Origin of the sequence: Marinobacter sp. ST-43 (assembly GCF_030541085.1) — a bacterium.
In the GTDB taxonomy this organism is placed as follows: domain Bacteria; phylum Pseudomonadota; class Gammaproteobacteria; order Pseudomonadales; family Oleiphilaceae; genus Marinobacter; species Marinobacter nauticus.
Map to the genome: position 1 here is coordinate 205,571 of NZ_JASSVO010000004.1, position 24,613 is coordinate 230,183.

At 58.3% G+C, this 24,613-nt stretch carries 24 protein-coding genes and 1 tRNA gene; 17 read left to right on the forward strand and 8 right to left on the reverse strand.

What is annotated here, in order from left to right:
• From QPL98_RS08505 to QPL98_RS08530, 6 genes are all read left to right on the forward strand, one after another.
• Entirely contained in the window at positions 1-1,392 is a 1,392-nt protein-coding gene (locus tag QPL98_RS08505) for a DHA2 family efflux MFS transporter permease subunit (RefSeq protein ID WP_023008080.1), read from the forward strand.
• Between the two features lie 229 nt (positions 1,393-1,621).
• A complete protein-coding gene (locus tag QPL98_RS08510) occupies positions 1,622-2,191 on the forward strand; it encodes a TMEM165/GDT1 family protein (protein ID WP_011783695.1) in 570 nt (189 codons plus the stop codon).
• Between the two features lie 52 nt (positions 2,192-2,243).
• The gene (locus tag QPL98_RS08515; protein ID WP_153739733.1) at positions 2,244-3,293 is read left to right on the forward strand and encodes a L,D-transpeptidase family protein; all 1,050 of its coding nucleotides are present in this window, start codon (positions 2,244-2,246) and stop codon (positions 3,291-3,293) included.
• A 24-nt stretch (positions 3,294-3,317) separates the two neighbouring features.
• On the forward strand, positions 3,318-4,070 hold the full coding sequence (locus QPL98_RS08520; RefSeq protein WP_041654424.1) for an SDR family oxidoreductase: 753 nt from the start codon (positions 3,318-3,320) through the stop codon (positions 4,068-4,070).
• Positions 4,071-4,091: 21 nt separating this feature from the next.
• Positions 4,092-5,558 (forward strand): nodulation protein NfeD, encoded by a 1,467-nt coding sequence (locus QPL98_RS08525; RefSeq protein ID WP_153739734.1) that lies wholly within the window; start codon positions 4,092-4,094, stop codon positions 5,556-5,558.
• 27 nt (positions 5,559-5,585) lie between these two features.
• Positions 5,586-6,374 (forward strand): slipin family protein, encoded by a 789-nt coding sequence (locus QPL98_RS08530; RefSeq protein WP_153739735.1) that lies wholly within the window; start codon positions 5,586-5,588, stop codon positions 6,372-6,374.
• Positions 6,375-6,439: 65 nt separating this feature from the next.
• On the opposite strand, the gene QPL98_RS08535 is transcribed toward QPL98_RS08530, so the two are convergent.
• The 3 genes from QPL98_RS08535 to QPL98_RS08545 form a co-directional block, all read right to left on the reverse strand.
• Positions 6,440-6,721 carry an Lpp/OprI family alanine-zipper lipoprotein gene (locus QPL98_RS08535; RefSeq protein ID WP_011783700.1) on the reverse strand — a complete coding sequence of 94 codons (282 nt, stop codon included), beginning with the start codon at positions 6,719-6,721 and terminating at the stop codon, positions 6,440-6,442.
• A gap of 212 nt (positions 6,722-6,933) precedes the next feature.
• Positions 6,934-7,491 (reverse strand): murein L,D-transpeptidase family protein, encoded by a 558-nt coding sequence (locus tag QPL98_RS08540; protein WP_153739736.1) that lies wholly within the window; start codon positions 7,489-7,491, stop codon positions 6,934-6,936.
• A 119-nt stretch (positions 7,492-7,610) separates the two neighbouring features.
• Positions 7,611-9,323, reverse strand: coding sequence for a potassium/proton antiporter (locus QPL98_RS08545; RefSeq protein WP_153739737.1), 1,713 nt, complete (start codon positions 9,321-9,323; stop codon positions 7,611-7,613).
• 72 nt (positions 9,324-9,395) lie between these two features.
• On the opposite strand from QPL98_RS08545, the gene QPL98_RS08550 reads away from it, so the two are divergent.
• A tRNA-Gly gene (locus tag QPL98_RS08550) sits at positions 9,396-9,469 on the forward strand.
• A 122-nt stretch (positions 9,470-9,591) separates the two neighbouring features.
• Here QPL98_RS08550 and QPL98_RS08555 read toward each other — a convergent pair.
• Positions 9,592-10,500, reverse strand: a complete 909-nt coding sequence (locus QPL98_RS08555) for a LysR family transcriptional regulator (protein ID WP_114434384.1) — start codon at positions 10,498-10,500, stop codon at positions 9,592-9,594.
• Positions 10,501-10,665: 165 nt separating this feature from the next.
• Between QPL98_RS08555 and QPL98_RS08560 the strand changes: the two genes are divergently transcribed.
• Positions 10,666-11,109, forward strand: a complete 444-nt coding sequence (locus tag QPL98_RS08560; RefSeq protein ID WP_153739739.1) for a DoxX family protein — start codon at positions 10,666-10,668, stop codon at positions 11,107-11,109.
• 15 nt (positions 11,110-11,124) lie between these two features.
• Positions 11,125-11,925 (forward strand): class III extradiol ring-cleavage dioxygenase, encoded by an 801-nt coding sequence (locus QPL98_RS08565; protein ID WP_153739740.1) that lies wholly within the window; start codon positions 11,125-11,127, stop codon positions 11,923-11,925.
• 1 nt (position 11,926) lies between these two features.
• Here the strand turns inward: QPL98_RS08565 and QPL98_RS08570 are convergent, their stop codons facing one another.
• Positions 11,927-13,237: an NAD(P)/FAD-dependent oxidoreductase gene (locus QPL98_RS08570; RefSeq protein ID WP_014420117.1), complete on the reverse strand. Its 1,311-nt coding sequence runs from the start codon at positions 13,235-13,237 to the stop codon at positions 11,927-11,929.
• 248 nt (positions 13,238-13,485) lie between these two features.
• On the opposite strand from QPL98_RS08570, the gene QPL98_RS08575 reads away from it, so the two are divergent.
• Together QPL98_RS08575 and QPL98_RS08580 are read left to right on the forward strand one after the other, a co-directional pair.
• Entirely contained in the window at positions 13,486-14,112 is a 627-nt protein-coding gene (locus QPL98_RS08575; RefSeq protein ID WP_121208084.1) for a YbhB/YbcL family Raf kinase inhibitor-like protein, read from the forward strand.
• A gap of 133 nt (positions 14,113-14,245) precedes the next feature.
• Complete coding sequence (locus QPL98_RS08580; RefSeq protein WP_153739741.1) at positions 14,246-15,097, forward strand: UDP-2,3-diacylglucosamine diphosphatase; 852 nt, start codon at positions 14,246-14,248, stop codon at positions 15,095-15,097.
• A gap of 1 nt (position 15,098) precedes the next feature.
• Here the strand turns inward: QPL98_RS08580 and QPL98_RS08585 are convergent, their stop codons facing one another.
• The 3 genes from QPL98_RS08585 to QPL98_RS08595 all read right to left on the reverse strand — a co-directional run bounded on the left by QPL98_RS08585 (position 15,099) and on the right by QPL98_RS08595 (position 16,673).
• A complete protein-coding gene (locus QPL98_RS08585; protein WP_222534194.1) occupies positions 15,099-15,707 on the reverse strand; it encodes a TetR/AcrR family transcriptional regulator in 609 nt (202 codons plus the stop codon).
• 94 nt (positions 15,708-15,801) lie between these two features.
• The gene (locus QPL98_RS08590; RefSeq protein WP_199452033.1) at positions 15,802-16,062 is read right to left on the reverse strand and encodes a zf-HC2 domain-containing protein; all 261 of its coding nucleotides are present in this window, start codon (positions 16,060-16,062) and stop codon (positions 15,802-15,804) included.
• The gene (locus QPL98_RS08595) at positions 16,056-16,673 is read right to left on the reverse strand and encodes an RNA polymerase sigma factor (RefSeq protein WP_226596846.1); all 618 of its coding nucleotides are present in this window, start codon (positions 16,671-16,673) and stop codon (positions 16,056-16,058) included. The genes QPL98_RS08590 and QPL98_RS08595 overlap by 7 nt, the downstream gene beginning before the upstream one ends.
• A 249-nt stretch (positions 16,674-16,922) precedes the next feature.
• On the opposite strand from QPL98_RS08595, the gene QPL98_RS08600 reads away from it, so the two are divergent.
• The 6 genes from QPL98_RS08600 (at position 16,923) to ectB (ending at position 24,598) form a co-directional block, all read left to right on the forward strand.
• Positions 16,923-19,133 carry an FAD-dependent oxidoreductase gene (locus QPL98_RS08600; protein WP_153739745.1) on the forward strand — a complete coding sequence of 737 codons (2,211 nt, stop codon included), beginning with the start codon at positions 16,923-16,925 and terminating at the stop codon, positions 19,131-19,133.
• Positions 19,099-20,070, forward strand: coding sequence for a radical SAM protein (locus QPL98_RS08605; RefSeq protein WP_286714170.1), 972 nt, complete (start codon positions 19,099-19,101; stop codon positions 20,068-20,070). Before QPL98_RS08600 ends, QPL98_RS08605 begins: the two co-directional genes overlap by 35 nt.
• A 31-nt stretch (positions 20,071-20,101) precedes the next feature.
• On the forward strand, positions 20,102-21,505 hold the full coding sequence (locus QPL98_RS08610; protein WP_199452029.1) for a sodium:solute symporter: 1,404 nt from the start codon (positions 20,102-20,104) through the stop codon (positions 21,503-21,505).
• Positions 21,506-21,526: 21 nt separating this feature from the next.
• Positions 21,527-22,483: a hypothetical protein gene (locus QPL98_RS08615; RefSeq protein ID WP_286714169.1), complete on the forward strand. Its 957-nt coding sequence runs from the start codon at positions 21,527-21,529 to the stop codon at positions 22,481-22,483.
• Positions 22,484-22,632: 149 nt separating this feature from the next.
• Positions 22,633-23,148, forward strand: a complete 516-nt coding sequence (ectA, locus tag QPL98_RS08620) for a diaminobutyrate acetyltransferase (RefSeq protein ID WP_011783727.1) — start codon at positions 22,633-22,635, stop codon at positions 23,146-23,148.
• Positions 23,149-23,329: 181 nt separating this feature from the next.
• Positions 23,330-24,598, forward strand: coding sequence for a diaminobutyrate--2-oxoglutarate transaminase (gene ectB / locus QPL98_RS08625; protein ID WP_303293084.1), 1,269 nt, complete (start codon positions 23,330-23,332; stop codon positions 24,596-24,598).
• Positions 24,599-24,613 lie beyond the last annotated feature (15 nt).

The window sequence follows — 24,613 nt, forward strand, 5'->3', positions numbered from 1 at the left end:
TTGGCTGATCAATCCGTAGAGGGCCTGCGGGCCCGATATGGTGACCGCTGGCGCTGGCTGGCGGTGCTTACCGTGGTGCTCGGCACCATGGCCACGGTGCTCAGTGCCACGGTGGTCAACGTTGCCCTGCACGATATCATGGTGGAGTTCGGTATCCGCCAGGGCCAGGTTCACTGGCTGGCGACCGGTTTCATTGCCGCCATGACCACCACCATGCTGGCTTCGGCGTGGCTGCTGGACCGCTTCGGTGTCCGCAAGACCCTCAGTGCCGCCATGGCCATGTTCACGCTGATTTCCCTCGCCGGTGGCTTGGCGCCCACGCCAGAATTGTTGATTGCCGCCCGGATTGGGCAAGGGGCCATGGCCGGGTTGATGCAGCCCATGGGCATGTATCTGGTGTTCCGGATTTTTCCGGCGGACCAGCGCGGCCGCGCCATGGGCATCTATGGCATGGGTGTGATTCTCGCGCCGGCTCTGGGCCCGGTCCTCGGTGGTTTTCTGGTGGATCAGTTCCACTGGCGCTGGGTGATGTTTGCCCCGGCTCCGGTCACCCTGCTGGGTGTGTGGATGGCCTTGCGCTTTCTGCCGTCACCACGGTCCCGTCCGGCTCCCTACATGTTCGATCTGTCCGGTATGGTTCTGCTGGGGGCCGCGGTTGCTGTCACCCTGGAAACGCTTAACCGTCTGCAGGACTGGCCCGGAGACTCTGTGCGTATTGCCTGGCAGGGCGCGTTGGCTGCGATTCTGATTATTGGATTTATCGTACGTGAACGTCGTGCCGCCCATCCGCTTGTCCGATTGGCGTTACTGCGAGAGCCGGTGTTTCTGTACGCAACCCTGGGCGCCATGGCACTGGGTCTGGCGCTGTTCGGCTCTACCTATCTGATCCCGTTATTTGTGCAGACTTCGCTGGGCTTCTCGGCCACAGAAGCGGGCTTGCTGATGTTACCCGCAGGCGTCGTACTGGGCATGGTGTTCCCCGTCGCCGGCCGGCTTGCCGACAAACGCAGTGCCCGTGGGCTGGTGTTGTTTGGCATTGCCATGTTTGCCTGTTCGGCGGTGTTGTTTGCCGCTACCGGGGCGCTGGTCGGGTTTGTCTGGCTGGCATTGTGGGCAGTTGTGGGCCGAATCGGTATAGGCTTTATGTTGCCGGCGCTGTCGACGGGAGCTCTGAACCCGCTCGCGCCGGAACAGCTGGGTGCAGGTTCCAGTACGATCAATTTCGCCCGTCAGCTGGGTGGTGCGCTCGGGGTGAATATCGTTGCCCTCACCATCGAGTTCGGCGAACACGAAGGCGGGCTGCCAACCGTTTCAGCCTTTGCCTCGGCCTGGTGGCTGGTTGCGGTATGCGTGGCGCTGGCGGCGGTGCCGATCTGGAAAATGCGGGCCTGAGGCCGGGAGTTGCCTTGTTTGCCGCTATTCATTACTATGGCTGCACCTTCGGGGGAGTAGCCTCTGCACCGGTGATCCGGGCAGACGGTGGTCAACATACTTGCAGCTCAATCTGCATGGCCATCGTGTTCCTGAACAGGAATTGGCAAGACCTGAGGCAGATCACCTCCAATGGGCGGAAGGTGGGCTGTCTCATGTCTGAATTGTCTCCGCCCTGAGGTTCTGCTGAATGGATGCTTTTCTCGCTTCGACGCTTGCCGTTGCCATCGCTGAAATTGGCGATAAAACCCAGCTGTTGTCTCTCTTTCTGGTTGCCAGATACGCCAAGCGTACCCCTATCATCCTCGGGATTCTGATTGCTACCGTACTCAACCATGCCCTGTCTGCCTGGCTGGGCGCCTGGGTTGCGCAATGGATTCCGGAAGCCTGGCTGCCCTGGATCCTGGCCGTCAGCTTTGTTGCCATTGCCCTGTGGCTGTTGATTCCAGACAAGGATGATTCGGAGGACTCGAAATTCCTGGGTATGGGTGCCTTCATGGCCACGACCATCATGTTCTTCCTGGCGGAAATTGGTGATAAAACCCAGATTGCCACGGTGGTCCTGGCCGCACGGTATACCGACACGTTCTGGGTTATCATGGGTACAACGGTGGGTATGCTGTTGGCCAATGTGCCGGTTATCATGGCGGGTCGCTGGCTGATGGAACGCCTGCCACTGGCCATGGCGCGAATCAGTGCGAGTATTCTGTTTGTGGCCCTGGCCGTGGTGACGGTCTGGGCCACGGTAATGAACTCCTGAGCCGGACGCCGGTCATTGAGTGTGAGAAATGTTGTTACGGGAACCCAATCTTATGCGGTGGAAAAGCTGGTTGCTTGTTGTCATTGGTGTCAGTCTGCTGTGGCCGTTTTCCTCAGTGCAGGCCGCCCGGGACACAAACGGGCCGGAGGCATCAGAACGGGCGCCGGACCGCTCCCCGCGGGTTCCTACCTTTCAGCCCGACGGTGACCTGGCGGGAGAGCTGCAGGTGTTCAATACCGTCTATGAGGACACCTTTGCCGGCATTGGTAACAAGTTGGCCCTGGGGTACCTGGAGTTGGTGAAGGCCAATCCCGGTATTGATCCCTGGCTGCCGGGCGAAGGCACCATGATCACTCTGCCCCGCATGTATGTGTTGCCCGATGTTGAGCGCGAGGGCATCGTGATTAATCTGGCTGAATACCGGCTGTATTACTTCACACCGGATGGCGGGGTGCAGGTGTACCCGGTTGGTGTGGGCACTGAGGAAAACCCGTCGCCGCTGACCAATGCCAAAGTAACCATGCCACTGGAGTCCCCGGCCTGGTACCCGCCAGCGAGCATTCGTGCCGAATATGAGGCGTCGGGAGACTATCTGCCGAAAATGATCCCGCCAGGCCCGGGCAATCCCCTGGGTACCCATGCCCTCATGCTGAGTGAGAAAGGCTATCTCATTCACGGCACCAACAAACAGTTCGGTGTCGGTATGCCGGTCAGTCACGGCTGTTTCCGCATGTACAACGAAGATATTTCACGGTTTGTCTATCAGGTGGAGAAAGGCACGCCGGTTCAGGTGATTCGTGAGCCGGTCAAGATCGGTATGGCCGGTGGTGAGGTGTGGCTGGAAGTGCATCGGCCCCATGAGGACTATTCGGCCCGCGACCGGGAGCGCTTGTGGGCTCAGGTATTTGAAAAAGTAGAGAGCTTCCGCCAGCAGCATCCGGATGTGGATCTTCGCCGCCGTTCCATTGAGCTGGCGGTGGATCAGGCCGATGGTCTGCCCACCATGATCGGCGAGAAGCTGACCCGGATGGCATCCGAGGATTCGGTTGAACCGGCAGAATCCGAGAAACAGGGCAATCCGGAACAGACCCTGTATTTCTAGTCCCCCTGGTAAAGGAACACCGCAATGAGCAGGAGCATTCTGATCACCGGCGCCAGTTCTGGCCTTGGCGAGGGCATGGCCCGAGAGTTTGCCGCCCGCGGAGATAACCTGGCGCTCTGCGCCCGAAGAACTGAGCGGCTCGAGGTGCTGAAAGCGGAGCTTGAACAGCAGTATCCGGGTATCCGGATTCAGGTGATGGCACTCGACGTGAATGATCATGTTCAGGTGCAGGAGGTGTTCCGGGCTTTTCAGGCGCACTTTGGAGCACTGGACCGGATTATTGTGAATGCCGGTATCGGTAAGGGCCAGCCACTCGGAACCGGGCGCTTTGATGCTAACCGGCAGACCGCAGAAACCAACTTTGTCGCCGCCCTCGCCCAGATTGAAGCGGCGATGGAAATTTTCAGGGAACAGAACCGGGGCCACCTGGTGGCCGTATCATCGGTAACGGCAGTGCGCGGTATGCCGGGCAACGTTACCACCTATGCCGCCACCAAGGCCGGGTTGGCAGCACTCTGTGAAGGACTGCGCATCGAGTTGAAAAAACGCCGGTCCCCGATCCGTGTGACTACCCTGTATCCGGGCTATATTCGCACTGAAATCAATGAGAAGGTGAAAAACACACCGTTCATCGTCGACGCACAAACCGGCTGTCGTGCTATGGTGAAAGCCATAGAAGCCGGAAAAGCCGAGCATTTTGTGCCCGCCTGGCCCTGGGCCCCGATCGGTTTTGTGCTAAGGCGGTTACCGGAGTCGGTTCTGGCAAAGCTGTTCTGATCACTCCCGTGGGAGGTTGAGATGCGTGCAAGCCACTTCAGGACATCGACACTCACCCCCAGAGTAAAGCTCTGGGCGCTGGTGTTTGTAGCCGGAGCCTTGCTGGCCCTGTTCAGTCTTTCCCTGAAAGTCTTTGCGCAACAGGAATCGCCCCGTCAGGCCCTGGTGCTTTCGGTTGAAGGTGCGATTGGCCCGGCCACCATGGATTATGTGACCCGCGGTATTCGCCGGGCGGAGCGGGAAAGCGCCGGCCTGGTGGTGATTGAAATGGACACCCCGGGCGGTTTGATGGATTCCATGCGGGAAATCATCAAGACCATTCTCGCTTCCGATGTGCCGGTGGCGACCTACGTTTCACCCCAGGGTGCCCGGGCGGCCAGTGCCGGTACCTATATCCTCTACGGCAGCCACATTGCCGCCATGGCTCCGGCCACCAACCTTGGCTCAGCCACACCCGTGCAAATGGGTGGCCTGCCCGGCTCCACAGAACCTGAGTCCCCTTCTGAATCTGCCCCTGAAGAATCTTCGGAGGACACCGACCAGAGCGAATCGGCCGACAAACGTCGTGGCGACACTGCTATGGAGCGCAAGGTACTGGAAGATGCCGTGAGCTACATCCGCGGCCTGGCAGAGCGCCACGGTCGTAATGCCGACTGGGCGGAAGAGGCGGTTCGGGAGGCGGTCAATCTCGGGGCTACCGAAGCCCTTGAGCGTAACGTGGTGGACGTGGTGGTGCCGAACCTCCGGGCGTTGTTAAGCGAAATTGATGGTCGCACTGTGCGCATGGCCGCCGGTGATCGGGTACTGGAAACCGCGCAACTGGAATTGGTGCGGGCCGAGCCGGACTGGCGCACCAAACTGCTGTCGGTGATTACTGACCCGAATGTGGCCTATTTCCTGATGATCATCGGTTTTTACGGCATTCTTTTCGAACTGGCCAATCCCGGCGCGGTGGTGCCGGGTGTCATTGGCGCCATCAGCCTGATTCTGGCCCTGTTCGCCTTCCAGGTCTTGTCGGTGAATTACGCCGGCCTGGCGCTGATCCTGTTGGGGCTGGCCTTCATTGTCGGCGAGGCGTTTGTGCCCAGTTTCGGCATCCTCGGCATCGGTGGCATCGTGGCGTTTGTCACTGGCTCCGTCATCCTGATGGACGGCAGCCATCAGGACATTTCGCTGCCCACGATTGGTGGCACGGCGGTGGTGGCTGGGGGCTTTATTCTCTGGACCGTTACCCGGTTCATCGGTCTTCGGCGGCGCCACCCGGTCTCGGGTAGTGAGCAGCTGGTCCACGAGCACGGTATGGCACTGGATGATTTTGTCCCCACGTATGATGCCTACGCGGGCCATGTACGGGTCAGCGGCGAACGCTGGAACGCCCGGAGTCAGGTGGCCATTGCCGCCCGATCGCAAGTGCGGGTAAATGGTATGGACGGCCTGACTCTGCTGGTGGAGCCCGGCAACGACGAACCGGCAGAGCGCACAGATTAAACATCAACGGCAAATCAAGGAGGCCGTATGAATCTCGGTGACATTATTCCCTATATTGCACCGACGGTGGTGCTGCTGCTGATCCTGGGGTCAGCAATCAAGATCCTGCCGGAATACGAGCGTGGCGTGGTCTTTTTTCTGGGTCGGTTCCAGGGCGTGAAAGGCCCGGGACTGATCATCGTCATTCCCGGTATCCAGCAGATTGTGCGAGTTGACCTTCGGGTGATCACCCTGGATGTCCCCAGCCAGGACGTGATCTCCAAAGACAACGTTACCGTGCGGGTAAATGCGGTGCTGTACTTCCGGGTGGTGGATCCGGAAAAAGCCATTATCCGGGTTGAAGATTATGGTGCCGCTACCAGCCAGTTGGCCCAGACGACACTGCGATCTGTACTGGGCAAGCACGACCTGGACGAGATGTTATCCGAACGGGACAAGCTGAACGCCGACATTCAGGAGATCATTGATGCCCAGACCGAAGAATGGGGTATCAAGGTGGCGAATGTGGAAATCAAGCATGTGGATCTGAACGAATCCATGATCCGCGCCATCGCCCGTCAGGCGGAAGCCGAGCGGGAGCGCCGGGCCAAGGTTATCCACGCTGAAGGCGAGCTTCAGGCGTCGAAGAAACTGGTGGAGGCAGCAGAAGTCATGTCGGCGAACTCGGGGGCTATGCAGTTGCGTTATCTGCAGACCTTGGCGGATATGAGCAACACCAACTCATCGACCATTGTTTTCCCACTGCCGATGGATATGATCAAGAACTTCCTGGACAACCAGTCGGCTAACAAAGGGCCGGACAAACCAGACCAGTAAAGCCGGGGGGGCAGACAGCCACAAAAAAGGCCGGATTAACCGGCCTTTTTTGCTAGCTGACAGCCTTACTTCTGGCTGGCACGCTCGAGCATACGCTTGGCGCGCTCGTTTGCTTCGTCAGCAGCTTTCTGGGCAGCACGGGCTGCAGCCAGAGCTTCTTCAGCAGTCTGCTGGGCAGTGCGTGCACTGCTGGCGGCGCTGTTAGCTGTGTTCAGGGCGTTGTTGGCAGTCTGCTCAGCGGAGCTGGCAGTTGCATTTGCTTCGTCGATAGCAGCTTGTTCAGTAGTGGCACAACCTGCAGTCAGAGCAGTAGCCAGTGCAAACCCGGCGATCGTCAGTTTACGCATTGTAAATCCCCTTATTGGTCGTTTTATTTCCTGTGATCCGGAAGCCGGTCAGACAGCTCCCTTCTGCTAGGCCCGATAGGCAGTGACTACCGGAGTCGTTAAACAGTGTAAAACACTCAGAGACAAAATGTTAACTAAGGATACGTAAATTTTCTTAGCTTATGACAACAACTTAATCCGGCTTTCATGGCGTTGTCACCAAGCAGAACGAATCACGGAACGATGCGGATGGGGGTTCCATTCTGGACCAGTTGCCAGATTTCATCCATGGCTTCGTTGCTCACTGCAATGCAGCCATTGGTCCAGTCCAGCCCGGTGTAGGCAAAGGCCATGTCGCCGGCATTGTTGGGCAGGCCATGGATCATGATGCTGCCGCCGGGATCAAGACCCCAGGCTTCAGCCAGTTCCCGGTCGCGGGGGCTGGGGTAGGAAATGTGGATGGATTTATAGAAGTCGCTGCTGGCATTGCGCCAGTCCAGTACATAGTCACCCTCGGGTGTGCGTTCATCCCCCTCGTACAGCTTGTGGCCGACGGGATTGTCGCCGAGGGAGATCCGGTACTGGCGTACGGTTTCATCACCGCTGAGCAGGTAAAGGCGACGTTCTCCTTTGTTGACCAGTACCTGGGTAATCTCCAGCAGGCCTTCCATTAACGCCGGTTCCGGTGGGCTCGGCATCATGCGGGTGTCGGCCCGGGCCAGAAGCTCAGAGGTTGACGCCATCAGAGGGGAGGCAATCAGGGCGATGGTCAGTAGAACTCGAACAATCATGAAACTCGCACAAATCGGTAAATGGTTAAACTTTGTTCATGCTGTTTATACCATAGCCTGGTAACGGGGTGATAAGGGGTTCTGTTACAGAGTTTGGCTTTTCTTGACCGGGATCCCATTCAGGAATCCATTTTCATGCCTACTTTGGTCACCCGGTCAGCGTCGGTGGCCCTGGCGACCAGGGTAACGGGCCCCAGCACAACCTTGTCACCAACCACCGGGTGGCCCTTGGTACGCCTGGCAAAACACTCAGCCAGGGAGAGTTCGGGCGGCAGCTCGTCAAATTCGATGCCGTACACCTGTTCAACATCCCCCAGCAGGGCATCGCCATTGAGCACAAAATCCCCAAAGAATGCCCGTTCTGCCAGATGCTTCGGCGCCTGCCTGCCGCTAAGGGCCTTGCCAAGATCCGGCAGCAAGGCTGGCGTGGCAAACATGGCCACCACATCGCCTGAGGCAACTTCCAGTTCCCGGGTCGGTTGCAGGCATTTGCGATCCCGGAAGATACCGGCAACGGCGGTATTGTCGGGTAGCCTGAGCTGGCCGAGGGCCCGGGGGCTTTCCCAATTCTTGCCGCGCAGCGGAAACAGCATCAGTTCGTGATCACCTGCGGCAGGCACATCCAGAGGTAGCCTGCGGTACGGATCTTCCCCTGCAGGCACCTCCAGTTTCAGTTTGCGCGCCAATGGTGCCATGGTGGTGCCCTGTACCAGCAGCGATACCAGCACAATAAAGAAGGCGGCATGGAACACCAGTTGGGCATCCGGAAGGTCTGCAATAATCGGAAACAGGGCGAGCACGATCGGCACTGCGCCACGCAGGCCCACCCAACTGATAAACCCCAACTCCCGCCGATTGAACGCGAAAGGCCAAAGCGTGAGTAGCACGGTGGCCGGCCGGATCACGAAAATCAGCGCCAGTGCCAGAATCAGACCGCCACCGGCCAGCGGCACCAGATCCGATGGATTAACCAGCAGGCCCAGCATCAGGAACAGGCAAAGCTGTGCCAGCCAGGCCAGGCCATCATGCACCTGAAGAATCATCGGCATCATCCGAACATGCCGGTTACCAATCACCACCCCGGTGAGGTAAATCGCCAGAAAGCCACTGCCGCCGATGGCGTTGGTTGAGGAGAACACGGCGATGCCGGCAGCGGCTACCAGCAGCGGGTAAAGCGACGGGGTCAGTCGTATTCGGTTGACCAGCTGAACCACGGCAAAGCCACCAAGGAGGCCGGCCACCGTGCCGATGCCGAACTGCTGTACCAGCATCATCAGGCCTTTGGCCAATGCCCCCTCTTCGTAACTGCCAATCAGGGTAACCAGCAGCAGAGTCAGGAAAATGGCCATGGGGTCGTTACTGCCGGATTCGATTTCCAGCGTGGCGCTGACCCGCTCGTTCAGATGCAGGCCCCGGCCCTGGAGTAGTGAGAAGACGGCGGCGGCATCGGTGGAGGAAATAATGGCGCCGACCAACAAAGCCATCAGCCAGTGCAGGTCGAACACCCACCAGGCAACCAGTGCGGCGCCACCGGCGGTCAGGCCAACGCCAAGGGTGGCCAGTACCAGTGCCGGCCGCAGACCTACCCGGAACGTTTCCACCCGGGTACGCATGCCGCCATCCAGCAGAATCACACCCAGCGCCAGATTGGCGATCAGGAAGGCCAGCTCGAAGTTGTCGAATTCGATACCACCCGGGCCGTCCTCCCCCATCATCATGCCCACGACCAGGAAGATCAGCAGCACGGGCATGCCAACGCGGCTGGAAAGCGGGCTGAGAACGATGCTGATCACCAGCATCAAGGCGCCAATCAGGGTAAGTGTGGGATCCATCAGACTCCAGACCAAAGGGGCTTGCCCGAACGCAGGGCCCGGGCTTATATTGCTGTGGCAATCATTATGCAGGCGGGCGTAGCTCAATGGTAGAGCAGAGGCTTCCCAAGCCTACGACGTGGGTTCGATTCCCATCGCCCGCTCCAGGTTGATCCCCGCAAATATCTCAGAATCTCCTTAAATATCCGCTTTCCAACAACTTGAAAATGTCCAATGACGTTGTGCTCGGTGTATATCCGCGCGTCTTTTGATTGACGGTGCATTGCAGCTACTCAAACCTGTCCCAATAGGGCGGATCACCAAAATAGCCGTCGATGAAGTCGATGAAGCTGCGGACCTTGCTTGCCAGTAACTGGCGGTGAGCGTAGACGGCGTATAGCCCCAGCGGCTCCGGTTCATGTTCCGGCAGGACGATCATTAACTTGCCTTCCTGAATGGCGGGGCCCGCGATAAAGGTCGGTTGCAGGGCAATCCCGGCCCCGGCAATGGCTGCCTCGACAAGCACGTCGCCGTTGTTGCTGACCATTCCCTGCAGGTTGTCACTGCGGTTGTCCTGGAGCCACTTCTGCGGGGGATGGTTGGAATCCGGGTCCATGTAGCTGTAGCGCAGGTACTGATGGTCCCGGAGGTCTTCCGGTTTGCCGGGGCTGCCGTATCGTGCCAGATAAGCTGGAGAGGCACACAGCACCAGCCGCACCGGCGCCACCCGCTTGGCGATCAGGGAAGAGCTTTGCAGGCGGCCGATGCGCAGCGCGATATCGAAGCCTTCCTCGACTATGTCGACTTTCCGGTCATTGAGTTGCAGGTCAATACCCACGGCGGGGTGCATTCGCTGGAACTCGGTCAGCAGGGCCGGCATGTGGCGAATGGCGAAAGAAACCGGGGCACTGATGCGCAGCAGGCCCTGGGCCTCGGTTTGCAGGTCGCCGAGCTGATTTTCCAGATCATCAATATCGCTGAGCACCTGCTGGGCCCGCGGGTAATATTGCCTGCCTGCTTCGGTCAGGTGGAGCCTGCGCGTGGTGCGGTTCAGCAACCGAACGCCCAGGTGCGTCTCCAGCTGAGACACGTATTTGCTGACCAGTTGTGGCGAGGTGTCCAGGCGGTCAGCGGCTCGGGTGAAGCTGCCTTCGTTGACCACTGTCACGAAGGTGCGCATGGCTTCAATACGATCCATGGCGGTGTCCTGATCTGAGTTGTGCTGATGATTATCAATAAAATGACGATAATATAGCAACAAGAGTCATCTTAGTCTTTGAGATTGGTGATAGTAAAGTGAGCCCATAGCCTGAAGCCAGGGCTTCGGGATAAACCAATCAGAGAAAGACTTAAGGTGACGAATATGAACGCTCAATTCACAAAGGCATTACTCCAATCCAATGGTGGCTTTGCCGCACTGGTACTGAGGGTTCCGGTGGGGCTGATCCTGGCCGCTCATGGTGCCCAGAAACTGTTCGGCTGGTTTGGCGGATACGGGCTGGAAGGTACCGGACAATGGCTGGCCAGTATTGGCCTGGAGCCTGGCTACCTGATGGCCTTGCTGGCAGGTGGTGCCGAATTCTTTGGCGGTCTGGCACTGGTGCTCGGGCTACTGACACGTCCGGCGGCGGTGGTTGCGGCTTTTACCATGTTGGTGGCCATTTTCGCGGTGCATATCGGTAATGGCTTGTTTATGGCCAATAATGGTTACGAGTATGCACTCACGCTGTTTGCCGCCACCGTCGCTCTGGCGATTCAGGGCGCAGGCCGGTTCGCTGTCGATAATCTGTTGCATAAAGAAAGCTGAACCGGGGAGAACGCCATGAGCAAAGCGACCGATGTACTGTTTGTTTCCCACGGTGGCGGCCCCATGCCGCTGCTGGGAGATCCCGGGCACCAGGACATGGTGGACCGGTTAACAGAGCTAGCGGCTGACCTGCGCAAACCCTCTGCGATACTGGTGATCAGCGCCCACTGGGAGGAGGCGATCCCGACCATTACCTCAGGTACTACGCCGTCGCTGATTTACGATTATTACGGTTTTCCTTCGGAAGCCTACAAGATCGAATACCCCTGCCCGGGTGAGCCAGTGCTGGCGCAGCAGGTCGCCCAGGCGTTGGATCAGGCTGGTATCCAGGCCCGCCTGGATGACCAGCGGGGCCTGGATCACGGCGCGTTCGTGCCGCTTAAACTGATGTATCCGGAGGCAAAGATTCCCTGCATTCAGCTCTCACTGGTCAACACTCTGGACGCCAGTACGCACCTTGCGATTGGCCGGGCATTGCAGGCACTGGATTACGATCACCTGCTGGTGCTTGGCTCAGGCTTCTCGTTCCACAACATGCGGGCCTTCTTTGCTGCACAGACACCGGAAATCCAGGCCCGTAACCTGGCCTTTGAGGACTGGCTGGAACAGACCTGCAGCGACAGCTCCCTGTCGGAGCCGGAGCGGGCGAAGCGCCTGGCAGATTGGGAGCAAGCGCCCCATGCCCGGTTCTGTCACCCCCGGGAAGAGCACCTCCTGCCCTTGCACGTGTGCTATGGCCTCGCCAACAAAGCCAGCGACCGGCACATTGCCGCAACCATCCTCGGGAAACAGTCGGGGATGTTTTACTGGGGCTGAATCAGTGCAGCTTCAACCGTGGCTGCATGGCCCGACTGATCTTGTCCATCAGCCAGATCACGCCGGTTCGCAGGAAACCGTGCAAGGCCACCTGGTGCATTCGGTACAGCGACACGTAGAACAGCCTGGCCACTTTCCCTTCGATATACATACTGCGTCCGGACAGGTTACCCATCAGGTTGCCGACGGTGGTGTATTTGCTGAAGTTGATCAGTGAGCCATGGTCGTTGTACACGAAGGGAACGGCTTCTTTGCCTTCCAGCCGGTTGCAGAGGGTTTTGAACAGGGCATCGGCCTGCTGGTGTGCGGCCTGGGCACGTGGTGGCACCGGCCGGTCGGATTCCGGCTGCGGGCAGGCGGCGCAGTCACCAAACGCGAAGATATCCGCATCTTTGGTGGTTTTCAGGGTCTGTTCCACCAGCAGCTGATTGCCGCGATTGGTCTCCAGGCCGTCCAGTTCCGCCAGGAACGGCGGTGCTTTGATGCCAGCGGCCCAGATGGTCATTTCCGAGGGCAGTTCAGTGCCGTCCTTCATGATCAGACTGTTCTCGCGCACCTCGCTTACAGGTTGTCCGGTCAATACCTTGACCTTCTGGCGTTCCAGTTCCCGGGTGGCTGCGGCGGAAAGGCGCCCGGGCAGCGCAGGCAATATGCGGTCGGCCGCCTCGATCACGCTGATGGAAACATCGGAAGATTTGAGGTGGTTCATGCCGTAGATGGGCAATTCGCGGGATGCCAGTCTCAGTTCGGCGGCCAGTTCCACGCCCGTGGCTCCGGCACCAATGATGCTGATGTTCAGGGCATGGGGCTGGCCCTGAAGGGCTTCGTGGTTTTTGCGCAGGAAGGCATTGAGCATCAGGTTATGAAAGCGGCGAGCCTGCTTCAGACTGTCCAGGAACAGGCAGTGGTCCTGTGCGCCGGGGGTGCCGAAGTCGTTCGCGGTGCTGCCAACAGCAATCACCAGGGTGTCGTAATGAAGGCGCCGTTCCGGCACTACTTCTTGGCCTTCTTCATCCCGGAACGGGGCAATCACGATCGCTTTATTGGTCCGGTCCAGACCGCTCATGCGGCCGAGCTGAAACTCGTAATGGTGCTTGCGGGCGTGGGCGCGGTAATTGATTTCGTTGGCGCTGGCGTCCAGCGAGCCGGAGGCCACTTCATGCAGCAGGGGTTTCCAAACATGGGTAAGACCGGCGTCGACCAGGGAAATACGGGCTTTGCCTTTTTTGCCAAGCTTGTTGCCCAGACTGGTGACCAGTTCCAGACCGCCGGCTCCGCCGCCGACCACGACTATGTGATGAAGGTTTTCCATAACGTTTCAGACCTTTAAGTGATGAGAGCCAAACGCTCTCGGATGAAAGCGCTTGGCTGTCGTCACTGGCCTGAATGTCTATGATTAGGGAGCTAATACAGGGGCGTATACTACCGCCGATGTTGAAGCGAGACAATTGAGCCCAAGTACCTATTGGCTCCATCGTTAGTATTGTCGGGCTGGACACAGAGCCGTTGGCGCTGCTACAAACTTCTCATCCACTTGAAGAACAGACAGGAGAAAGCGACGTGAAACTGCAGGTTCGAGGTGTTGAGGAAGGCCAGCCGGTACCGGAAAAATTTGCCTTCGGTGTGTTCAGTGAGCAGGACCACATGAGTTTTGGTCCCAACCGGAATCCAGAGCTGGTCTGGGACGGTGCACCGGAGGGCACCAAAAGCTTTGTGGTGATGATGTTTGACCCGGATGTGCCCAGCGTCGCCGACGACGTCAATCAGGAAGGCAAGACCGTACCGGCCGACCTGCCACGCGTCGATTTCTTCCATTGGCTGCTGGTGGATATTCCCGCTGGCACAAAGCGGATCCCGGAAGGTGAAGACAGCGATGGTGTCAGTCCCAAGGGCAAGGATTATGGACCTGGCCCGATTGGTGTCCGTGGTGTGAACAATTACACCCAGTTTCTGGCCGGCAATCCGGACATGGCCGGCACCTATGCCGGTTATGACGGCCCCTGCCCGCCCTGGAACGATGAAATCATCCATCACTACCACTTTGAAGTGCATGCTCTGGATGTAGACACCCTGGGCCTGGAGGGTGAATTTGACGGCAACGACGTGCGTCAGGCCATGGCCGGACATGTGCTGGCCAGTGCCCGGGTAACCGGCACCTACACGCTTAATCCCGCCCTTCGCCAGTAGTTGCAGCCAGCGGAGCCGGCCACATCGGCTCCGCTTTCATCAAATTGTCTTGGTGCTGTCACCCCGGTGTCACCGGGTGTTGCCAAGGTGATGTCAGGATCCTGAAAGCAGGCCTGTTCTCACCGGAGGCACCATGCGACAGTATCGAAGCGTATTCATATCCGACGTCCATCTGGGTACCGCCGATTGCCAGGCGGACTATCTGCTGGATTTCCTGAATAACATTCAATGCCAGACACTTTACCTGGTAGGCGACATCGTCGACCTGATTGCCATGCAGCGACGGGCTCATTTCCCAGACAGCCACCGACAGATTATCCACAAGCTGCTGGAGCTGGCGGCAACGGGAACCCGGGTGGTGTACATCCCGGGCAATCACGATGAATTTTTCCGGCGTTTCTGTGGCCAGACATTTTCCGGCATCGAATTGCAGTACAAGGCCGTGCATACCACCGCCGACGACCGTCAGTTTCTGGTCTGCCATGGCGACCAGTTTGACCAGGTGGTGCGCTGCAGCCCTTTGATGCTGCTGGTCGGAGACCGCGCCCATGGGTTGTTGCTGCGTCTGAACCGCTGGTTCAACGCCCTGCGGCGATTACAGGGCAAGCCCTACTGGTCGCTGGCGGCCTGGATCAAAAGCCGGATTGGCAAGGCCAGAACCTTTATCCGCCGTTTCGAGTTGGCGGCGCTGACCGCGGCGGAAAAAGGCCACTATCACGGTTTTATCTGCGGCCATATCCACTCGGCGGGCTTCCTGCGCAGCGAAGAGGGTCTCTACTGTAACGATGGCGACTGGGTGGAACACTGCACCGCACTGGTGGAGCGGGAAAACGGTCGGCTGGAACTGCTGCACTGGTCCGAATCGCCTGTGACCCTGAGTCAGGAACCGGAGACGCCGAACCCGGAGCTGGCCGGTGACGCCCGGCCCGTGATTGATGCGTTACCGGCGGCGTTTCTGGAGCAAATCAACGGTCCCGCCCGGTGATTCAGTTGTGGACCCGATAGGGCTCCAGGATAGCCGCCATATCCTGACCCAACTGTTCGAGGTCGGTCCGAGATAGCTCCCGTTCGGCGATGGAACGAAGCCCCATGATCTGACTCTGATACAGTCTGGCCAGGCGTCGGCAATCTGTGTCGGGCGCCAGCTCGCCCTGCTTTCTGGCGGCTTCCAGTAACTCGGTAAAGGCATTTTCAATGGCGGTCAGTAAGGCCTTTGCCTCTTGATGGAGCGCGGTGTTGGTGTTGCTGGATTCAAGCAGCGTTTTCACAATCAGGCAGGCCCGCGCCGGGGTGCTGCTGTCTGGCTCTGAACAGCTCCTGGCGATCTTGACCAGAAAAGCCTGCAGGCCATCCAGCACGTTGTTGTAGCCGGCCATGTGGCAGGCAAGATCTTCGCCTGCCTGGTGCGCATACCTTGCCAGCGCTTCCGAAAACAGCCCGTCTTTACTGCCGAATGTTGCGTAGATGCTGCCCGGGCGCATGTCCAGAGCCCGCTCAATCTGCTTCATGGAGCTGCCATGGTAGCCCTTGTGCCAGAACAGGCCGACCGCGCTGGCAAGGGCAGTTTCCCGATCATAGCTTGGAGGTCTGGGCATCTGTTTCCCCGCTGGGTCTTTCAATGAATATTCGGGCAATCATAACGTGAGTGTTCGCTCAAAAATAGCTGCGATTGAATTGCAGGGTGGGCTGTCAGTCGCCATCTACATCTTTGCCTCTTCGGGCGTTCAAGGCTTCGGCTACCCGTTCATCAATCTTGCGCAGAAACGCCTCCTCGGTTCGTGCCGAGGCGTGGGCACCCAGCAACTCATTGCTGGCGCGCAGGTTACCGATAAAGGTTCGGCAGTGTTTGCACATCATCAAATGTGTTTTCACCGACAGATTCCGCCGGGTACCCAGTTCGCCGTCGATGTAGTCACTGGCGATCCTGGCCAGCTCGCTGCATTTCAGCATTCGCCGGTCTCCTGAAAGGTTTCTACCATCAGAAAGATCTTCTGCCTGGCACGATGTAACAACACCCGAAGATTGGACGCGCTGACACCGAGAATGTTACAGAGGTCGTCTGATTTGTGCTGGTGCGCCTCGTAGAGAATCAGGGCGGAGCGTTGGGTTTCCGGCAACGCAGAGAGATGTTTGTCCAGGCACTGGTTAAGAGCGCCATTTTCCATCAGCGTATCGGCAGATTCATGAAACTTCAGCCTGGGGGGTAATTGCCAGTGGCCTCTGGCGTTGAAGCGTTCCGCCAGAGCAGGCTCCAGGCTGTCTGAGTCTTCGAGAGGGACTTCCCGTTTACTTGCCCGCAGCCGATTCTTGCAACGGTTGGCGACAATGCGGTGCAACCAGGTTTTTAGCCCCGAACGGCCCTCAAATTTCTGAATGGCATCGATGACGGCGACCCAGCAGTCCTGCACGACGTCTTCGGCGGCCGCCTCATCAAGGTAAAACCTGGCGACCGCGAGCATACCGGGCGTGAAGCTGCGCACAGCTTCCCGAAAGGCGAGGTTGTCTCCGTCACGCAGCCCGCATACTAGCGCCTGCTCGTGTGGAGGGGCTGTGTGAGTCATGGTTATTCTCTTTCGTGAGCGGTCGTTCAAGAATAGCGGTAAGGCGCCCGATGTGTCGAGAAGTTTCCCTGACTGTATGCACTAACAACTTGTGACTGAATTGTTAAACAATCGTGTGTATTTGATGACATCTGGCAGGGCACGATGACGTAAAACCCAATAGGCATGTTTAAAAGGTGGGCGAGGTGTAACAGGTGTAGAGCTGATGTGTCTCAAAGGTAAACGATAAGTGTTTAAAGGGTTTCTTTCATGACATTGAAAAAGTGGATTCTTGTTTTCGCCATTGCGATTGTTGTGATCGGCTTTATCGCAGCTGGCGGAAATGAACTTCTGACACTGGAAAACCTGAAGAGACATCAGCAGAGTCTTGGCGACTGGATTGATTCGAATCTACTGATTGCGCTTTCCGCTTTTGTGGTGGTTTATGTACTGGTTACCGCATTGTCTTTGCCGGGGGCAACGGTCATGACTCTGGCAGGAGGGGCTTTCTTCGGAAACCTGTACGGATTTGCTGCGGTGTCTTTAGCCTCGACCGTTGGAGCCTCTTTGGCGTTCCTGGCTGCTCGTTTCCTGGTGCGGGATTCGTTGCGCAAACGTTACGGAGACACAGTGGCGAAAATGGACCGTGGCATCGAAAAAGATGGTGCCTTCTACTTGGCCACCCTGAGGCTTGTACCGGTGTTCCCTTTTTTCCTGATCAACCTGGCCATGGGCCTGACCGCCATGAAGCTGCGCACCTATGCCGTGGTGAGCTGGGTTGCCATGTTGCCTGGCACGTTTGTTTACGTAAACGCCGGCACCCAGTTGGGGCAGATTCAGTCCACCGGTGACATTGTCTCGGTTGACCTGCTGCTGTCCTTTGCATTGTTGGGTCTCTTTCCCTTGATTGCCAAGTTTGTGGTGGGCTTCATCCGCCGCCGCAAAGTGTATGCCGGCTGGCAGAAACCCGCGCATTTCGACTACAACCTGCTGGTCATTGGCGGTGGTTCCGCCGGTCTGGTCTCTGCCTATATAGCGGCGGCGGTGAAAGCGAAGGTTGCCCTGATAGAAAAGCACAAGATGGGCGGCGATTGCCTCAATACCGGCTGCGTGCCCTCCAAAGCCCTGATTCGCAGCGCCAGGGCGGCGGATACGCTGCGCCATGCCAATCGGTACGGGCTGGAATCGGTGCCGGTCAAAGGCTCATTCAACAACATCATGAACCGCGTCAGGGAGGTGATTGCGAAAGTTGAGCCCCACGATTCTCCCGAGCGTTACCGAAAACTGGGTGTGGACTGCATTGCTGGTGAAGCCAGCTTTGTGTCGCCCTGGGAACTGGAAGTAAGGCACAACGATGGCCGCACCGAGCGCCTCACCGCCCGCAGCATCGTCGTGGCCACTGGTGGCAAGCCGGCGGTACCTTCAATTCCTGGTCTGGAAGACATGGAGCCGCTGACCTCGGACAACCTGTGGCAACTGGAAGAACAGCCTGACCGTCTGCTGGTGCTCGGCGGTGGCCCGATTGGCTCGGAACTGGCTCATGCGTTTGCGCGGCTGGGTAGTCAGGTGACGCAGGTGGAAATGGGTGAGCGCCTGCTGGCGAAAGAGGATGCCGATGTCTCTGAACTGGTGTTGAAACAGTTTCGGGCAGACGGCGTGGACGTTCGGTTGAAACATTCTGCCGCCGAGTTTCGTATAGAGGAAGGGGAGAAGGTTGCCTACTGTAAGCATGAAGGTGAGCGGGTACGCATTCCTTTCGATCAGGTTCTCGTGGCGGTTGGCCGCGCAGCCAACACCGCCGGCCTGAATCTGGAGCGTATTGGTGTGGAAACCCTGCCAAACGGAACGGTACCGGTGGAAGAGGACATGAGCCTGAGGTACCCGAATGTGTTTGCCTGTGGCGATGTGGCCGGCCCGTACCAGTTCACTCACGCTGCGGCCCACCAGGCCTGGTACGCGGCCGTTAACGGACTGTTCGGGCAGTTCAGGCGCTTCAAGGTGGATTATCGGGTAATGCCCTGGGTCACCTTTACCTCGCCGGAAGTGGCCAGGGTTGGGTTGAGTGAGAATGAGGCTAAGGAAAAGGGTGTGGCCTACGAGGTCACTCGTTACGGCCTGGATGACCTGGACCGGGCCATTGCCGAAAGCGAGGACAATGGCTTTATCAAGGTGCTGACAGCGCCGGGCAAAGACAAGATTCTTGGCGCTGTGGTGGTGGGCACGCACGCCGGGGAAATCCTGGCCGAGTTCACCCTGGCGATGAAACACGGTCTGGGCCTGAACAAGATCCTGGGCACCATTCACCCCTACCCGACCTGGAACGAGTCGGCCAAGTACGCGGCCGGTGAATGGAAGCGCTCTCATGCCCCTGAAGGCATTCTGAAGCTGCTGGAGAAGCTCCATGGCTGGCGCCGTGGGAAAAAGACGAATACACCAAGGAGCCACTATGCCCCTGACCAAAACCCGACCGGCCCGCGCTAAACGCATTCCGGCCGTGGAAGTTCTGGAACCCCGGGCCCGTGATCGCTGGACCCGCACCCGCAACGGTGATCCCCGGGGATACATCGATGCCGACAGGCTAAAAGAGCTGTGGATACACACTGGTACCGCCTGCAACCTGGCCTGCCCGTTTTGCCTGGAGGGTTCCCATCCCGGTGATGGCCGCATCCCGGGCATGAAGCTCCTTGACGTGAAACCGTTTATCCACGAAGCCATTGACATGGGCGTGGAGCAGTTTTCCTTCACCGGTGGTGAGCCCTTCGTGATCCGGGATTTCGTCAATATCCTGGACTACGCGAGCCAGTACCGCCCCTGCTTTGTGCTCACCAACGCCACTGAGCCGCTGCACAGGCGCCAGCACCAGGTGCTGCCCTTATTGGATAACCCCTATCCGATCCACTTCCGGGTGAGCCTGGATTTTCCCGACCGCGCCCGGCATGACAAGGACCGCGGCGAGGGCAGCTTTGATGAGGCCTTGCAGGGCATCCGCTGGCTGATCGAACAGGGTTTCAAGGTATCCATTGCCCGCCAGACCGATCCGAAGGAAATTCCGGCTGATATCGAAGCCGCGTTCCGTGGAATCTTCCGGGAATGGGGCATTCCGGAGGGCCTGGCGTTCACCGCGTTTCCGGACCTGGGCACGCCTGGTTCGGAAGATGGCAGCCCGGAGATTACCGAGACCTGCATGGAGAAGTATCCGACGAAGGAATCCCGGTCGCACTTTATGTGCACCTATACGCGGATGCTGGTGAAGAAGGGCGAACAGGTGCGGGTGTATGCCTGCACGCTGGTGGACGATGATCCGCAGTATGACCTTGGCGGCACGCTGGCGGAGAGTATGGACGAGCGGATCATGCTGCGGCATCACCGGTGTTTCTCGTGCTACCGCTTTGGGGCGAGTTGTTCGGCGCCTGCGTAGATCCGTTAAACCGTAAACCAGGAACAAGACAATGAATTTTACCGAAGCATCCCTGTTCTGGGGATTCCTGCTGGTCTACGGCGTGGTTATGTATGCGCTGTCGCCCAAGAGCAAGAACGCAAACTCTTTTTATAAGGGCGCCGATGATCAGGGCAACCCGGTGGGTCAGTGGTCGCTGACGGCGAGTATTTTTATCAGCTGGATCTTTGCCAAGTCGGTGACTAATGCGGCGAATCTGGGGGCGGCTTATGGTGTGGTGGGCGGTCTGGCTTATGCCAGTTACTGGCTGTCCATCCCGGTGGCAGGCTATGTGATTTACCTGATCCGGACCCAGACCGGGGCCCGGAGTCTGCAGGATTTTCTGACCTCGCGTTTCGGGAGGCTGGCCAGTCTGGCGTTTGCCGCGGCGGTTCTTATCCGGCTCTATAACGAGGTCTGGAGTAACACCGCGGTGGTGGGCGGTTACTTCGGGTTGCCCGGTGAGTGGGAGTATTACGCGGCGGCGATGCTGTTTACGGTGTTTACCCTGGCTTACAGTCTGAAGGGCGGTCTCCGGTCCTCGATCTTCACCGATGTGATTCAGGCCTTCGTGTTTGTGTTCTTTGTGGGGGCGGTATTGTTCCTGATCATCCCTGCCAACGACACCAGCGCCCTGTTGACTAATGGTGAGTTCCGGCTCAATGCTGGTTTCGACTTGCTGTTGGTGGCTCTGTTGCAACTGTTCAGTTATCCATTCCACGATCCGGTGCTGACTGACCGGGGCTTTGTGAACAAGGAAAAGACCATGCTCAAGAGCTTTGTGGTCGCCGGATTGTTGGGCTTTGTGGCGGTGTTTATTTTCAGTCTGGTGGGCGTTCACGCCCGGGTTAACGGCATTGAGGCCATGGGGAACGCTCCCGCAGCAGTGGGCCAGTCCCTGGGGCTGGCGGCGTTGTTCTTCATGAGCGTGGTGATGATGACCTCGGCCGGTTCCACTCTCGATTCCACCTTTACCTCACTGGCCAAGTCCCTTGCGGTGGATCTGCCTCGCCTGGCGCGGCGTGCGTCGGACAAGCTGCCGAGCATGAGAGTGGGGGCCGTGGTGATGGTGATTTTTGCCTTCCTGGGTAACCTGCCCATGTTCGCCGGTACTGACATCCTCAAGGCGACGACCATCTCGGGCACTATGGTCATGGGGCTGGCGCCGGTTTTCCTGTTCTATGGTTTTACCCAGTGGTCGCCCTGGAGCTTCCATCTCAGCTTCTGGACCGGGCTTGGTCTTGGTGTTCTGTTGGCGGTGGGCCTCATCCCATCAAGCTGGGCGATTGGTGACGGTGCCTATGCGATGTTGCTGGGCGTGAATGCTTACGGTTTCCTGATCTGTACGGTGTGTTTCTTCCTGCCCTTGCTGTTAAAGCGTTTGGCTGGAAAGCCGGTGGCCGCCGAAGGTGCCTGACCAGAACGGAGGGGCCAGATCATGGCTGATAAGGAAGGGCGCAGCTGCCCGCTGGCATACCGCTACAAGCCAGAGTCTCTTTGCAGAGAGCCGGCGCATGTTTCTGAGGATGTGCTGTACATCGTCGGTGGTCTTTACGGCAATGCCTTCGCCCTTGATGAAATCGAGGCCATGGTGCGCGCAGAGGAGCGCCATGGCCACCGGGTGAAGCTGGTCTTCAATGGCGATTTCAACTGGTTTAACGCTGACGACACTCTGTTCCGGGAGATCAACAGCCGGATCCTGGACCACACAGCGATTCTCGGCAACGTGGATTATGAGCTCTCGGTCCCCAATGCCGGCGCCGGCTGTGGCTGCGCTTACCCGGAGTATGTGGATCAGGGAGTGGTGGAGCGGTCCAATCAGATGATGGGGCGGCTGCAGGTGGTGGCGGACCGACACCCCGATATTCAAAAGAAACTCTCATTATTGCCACGATACCGTTGCCTGATATTTGGAGGCCTAAAGGTTTTGGTCTTGCATGGTGATCCGGAGTCTCTGGCCGGGTGGGGGCTGGCTCACGAATCCATTGCCTCGGGCAGCGAGGAAAAGCTGGCGTACTGGTTTCGCGCCACCGGTGCCAACCTGATTGCTTGCACCCATACCTGTCTGCCGGTGATCTGGTCCGGTAAAGTGGATGAAAAACAACGGATCGTGGCCAATAACGGTGCGGCCGGCATGGGGAATCTGCGTGCCGACTCCCGGGGGCTCGTTACCCGCATTGGCTTTACAAGCCCTTTTATGGAGCCGTTGGCGGCAATTGCGCGGCCCGGTCTGCATGTTTCCCTGATGCCGGTGGCTTACGATATCGATGCCTGGCTGGCTCAGTTTGACAGGCTTTGGCCCGAAGGGTCTCCTGCCGCTGTGTCCTATCGAAGACGCCTGACTGACGGCACCCATCTTGTGCCGGAGGGCATCATTTTTCCGTCTTTCCGGTAACCAATTTGTCACTGGCAAATGCTTCAATCCGGTCTATTCTGAAACGATCGGGCCCGGGCCGTGTTGAGTGGCTGGCCGGGGTCGACTTGAAATATATTTTGTGGTCTATATAATTCAACACTAACTTTTGGCAGCGAATTGATCACGTTATGACATCAGAAGGATCGAATACCACCGCCATCACCCTGCGTAAACCGACAAAGGATGATGGCTACAGGCTTCACCAGCTGGTTGCGGAATGCCCCCCGCTGGACCCCAACTCGATTTACTGCAACCTGTTGCAGTGCAGCCACTTTGCCGAGACCGGCGTGGCCGCGGAGAAGGAAGGCGATCTGGTCGGCTTTATCTCCGGATACATCCCTCCCCAACAGCCCGAGACCGTGTTTGTCTGGCAGGTGGCGGTTCACGAGAAAGGTCGTGGACAGGGCCTCGCCAAGCGGATGCTGAAGGAAATCGTTGGCCGGGACGCGTGCAGCAATGTCACGCACCTGGAAACCACGATTACCGAAGACAACGAGGCCTCCTGGGCGCTGTTCCGCTCTTTCGCCCGTGACCTGGGAGCCGAGCTCACCTACCACGAGCATTTCGAGAAAGAGACCCACTTTGGCGGCAAGCACGATTCTGAGTTCCTGCTGCGCATCGGGCCTTTCACGAACCCTGTCTGAGAGCCTGTGTTCACGCCTTCTGGCGTGAACCACTGACGAGATTGTAGTAGCCGGCAGGCCACCCGGGGTGGGCCTGCCATACGGCTTAAAGCAACGCTCGGCGGGTCTGTTGCGACCGACACGTTTTACCGACAGGCTCCCGCGCATTTACCTCGAACCTGACATGCTAAGAGGCAAGACAATGGAAATTTTCAAGTCTACTGAATCTGAAGTTCGCGTTTATTCCCGTGCTTTCCCGGTGATTTTTAACCGCGCCAAGAACGCGCATCTCTACACCGAAGATGGCAAGGAATACCTGGACTTTCTGGCCGGTGCCGGTTCCCTGAACTACGGCCACAACAACGACATCCTGAAGAAAGCGCTGCTTGAGTACATCGAAGCGGACGGCGTGAGCCAGGGTCTGGACCTGTTCACGACCGCCAAGCACGACTTCATGGAATCGTACAAAAAGCACATCCTCGATCCCCGTGGTCTGGACTACAAGATGCAGTTTACCGGTCCCACCGGTACCAACTGTGTGGAAGCGGCCATGAAGCTGGCCCGCAAGGTCAAAGGCCGTACCAACATCATTTCCTTCACCAACGGTTTCCACGGTGTCACTACCGGTGCGGTAGCGGCCACCGGTAACGAGCATCACCGTGGTGGCGTGGGCGTACCCCTGGGGCATGTCGACTTCATGTTCTATGACGGTTACCTGGGCGAGGACGTTGATACTCTGGCCATCATGGACAAGGTGCTGTCAGACAGCTCTTCCGGTGTGGAACTGCCGGCCGCTGTCATTGTTGAAGCCGTGCAGGGTGAGGGTGGTCTGAACGCCGCTCGTGCCGAGTGGCTCAAAGGTCTGTCCGAGCTGTGCCAGAAGCACGATATCCTGCTGATTGTGGACGATATCCAGGCGGGCAACGGCCGTACCGGTGAGTTCTTCAGTTTCGAGTTTGCCGACATCAAGCCGGACATCGTGACCGTGTCCAAGTCGCTGAGTGGTTATGGTCTGCCGATGGCACTGGTGCTGTTCAAACCAGAACTGGACGTGTGGGAGTCCGGTGAGCACAACGGTACCTTCCGTGGTAACAACATGGCGTTTGTCACCGCCCGTGCCGCCATCGAAACCTACTGGAAAGACGATGCCTTTGCCAACGAAGTGAAGGCGAAGACCAAGGTGCTGGGCGATGCCCTGCAGGCCATCTGCGACAAGTACCCGGGTGAGTTCAAGATGAAAGGCCGGGGCCTGATGCGCGGTATCGAGGCCAAGCATGCAGATCTGACCGGGCCGATCACCAAGCGTGCTTTCGAGCACGGTCTGATCATCGAGACCAGTGGTCCGAACGATGAGGTGATCAAGTGCCTGATGCCGCTGACCACCAGCGAAGATGATCTGCGCCTGGGTGTGAAAATCCTGGCCGAGAGTGTCGATGAGATCATGCAGGAAGGTGTTAGCGAGGCGTCGTAAGACGCCCGCCATCCC

Bases quoted from the DNA above. Each gene is read 5' to 3' on its own strand.
- QPL98_RS08535 (WP_011783700.1), bottom strand. From the start codon at position 6,721: ATGCGTAAACTGACGATCGCCGGGTTTGCACTGGCTACTGCTCTGACT.
- ectB (WP_303293084.1), top strand. From the start codon at position 23,330: ATGGAAATTTTCAAGTCTACTGAATCTGAAGTTCGCGTTTATTCCCGT.
- QPL98_RS08600 (WP_153739745.1), top strand. From the start codon at position 16,923: ATGACATTGAAAAAGTGGATTCTTGTTTTCGCCATTGCGATTGTTGTG.
- QPL98_RS08565 (WP_153739740.1), top strand. From the start codon at position 11,125: ATGAGCAAAGCGACCGATGTACTGTTTGTTTCCCACGGTGGCGGCCCC.
- QPL98_RS08590 (WP_199452033.1), bottom strand. From the start codon at position 16,062: ATGCTGAAATGCAGCGAGCTGGCCAGGATCGCCAGTGACTACATCGAC.
- QPL98_RS08605 (WP_286714170.1), top strand. From the start codon at position 19,099: ATGCCCCTGACCAAAACCCGACCGGCCCGCGCTAAACGCATTCCGGCC.
- QPL98_RS08595 (WP_226596846.1), bottom strand. From the start codon at position 16,673: ATGACTCACACAGCCCCTCCACACGAGCAGGCGCTAGTATGCGGGCTG.
- QPL98_RS08515 (WP_153739733.1), top strand. From the start codon at position 2,244: ATGCGGTGGAAAAGCTGGTTGCTTGTTGTCATTGGTGTCAGTCTGCTG.
- QPL98_RS08555 (WP_114434384.1), bottom strand. From the start codon at position 10,500: ATGGATCGTATTGAAGCCATGCGCACCTTCGTGACAGTGGTCAACGAA.
- QPL98_RS08610 (WP_199452029.1), top strand. From the start codon at position 20,102: ATGAATTTTACCGAAGCATCCCTGTTCTGGGGATTCCTGCTGGTCTAC.
- QPL98_RS08520 (WP_041654424.1), top strand. From the start codon at position 3,318: ATGAGCAGGAGCATTCTGATCACCGGCGCCAGTTCTGGCCTTGGCGAG.
- QPL98_RS08540 (WP_153739736.1), bottom strand. From the start codon at position 7,491: ATGATTGTTCGAGTTCTACTGACCATCGCCCTGATTGCCTCCCCTCTG.
- QPL98_RS08525 (WP_153739734.1), top strand. From the start codon at position 4,092: ATGCGTGCAAGCCACTTCAGGACATCGACACTCACCCCCAGAGTAAAG.
- QPL98_RS08570 (WP_014420117.1), bottom strand. From the start codon at position 13,237: ATGGAAAACCTTCATCACATAGTCGTGGTCGGCGGCGGAGCCGGCGGT.
- QPL98_RS08585 (WP_222534194.1), bottom strand. From the start codon at position 15,707: ATGCCCAGACCTCCAAGCTATGATCGGGAAACTGCCCTTGCCAGCGCG.
- QPL98_RS08560 (WP_153739739.1), top strand. From the start codon at position 10,666: ATGAACGCTCAATTCACAAAGGCATTACTCCAATCCAATGGTGGCTTT.
- ectA (WP_011783727.1), top strand. From the start codon at position 22,633: ATGACATCAGAAGGATCGAATACCACCGCCATCACCCTGCGTAAACCG.
- QPL98_RS08580 (WP_153739741.1), top strand. From the start codon at position 14,246: ATGCGACAGTATCGAAGCGTATTCATATCCGACGTCCATCTGGGTACC.
- QPL98_RS08545 (WP_153739737.1), bottom strand. From the start codon at position 9,323: ATGGATCCCACACTTACCCTGATTGGCGCCTTGATGCTGGTGATCAGC.
- QPL98_RS08530 (WP_153739735.1), top strand. From the start codon at position 5,586: ATGAATCTCGGTGACATTATTCCCTATATTGCACCGACGGTGGTGCTG.
- QPL98_RS08510 (WP_011783695.1), top strand. From the start codon at position 1,622: ATGGATGCTTTTCTCGCTTCGACGCTTGCCGTTGCCATCGCTGAAATT.
- QPL98_RS08615 (WP_286714169.1), top strand. From the start codon at position 21,527: ATGGCTGATAAGGAAGGGCGCAGCTGCCCGCTGGCATACCGCTACAAG.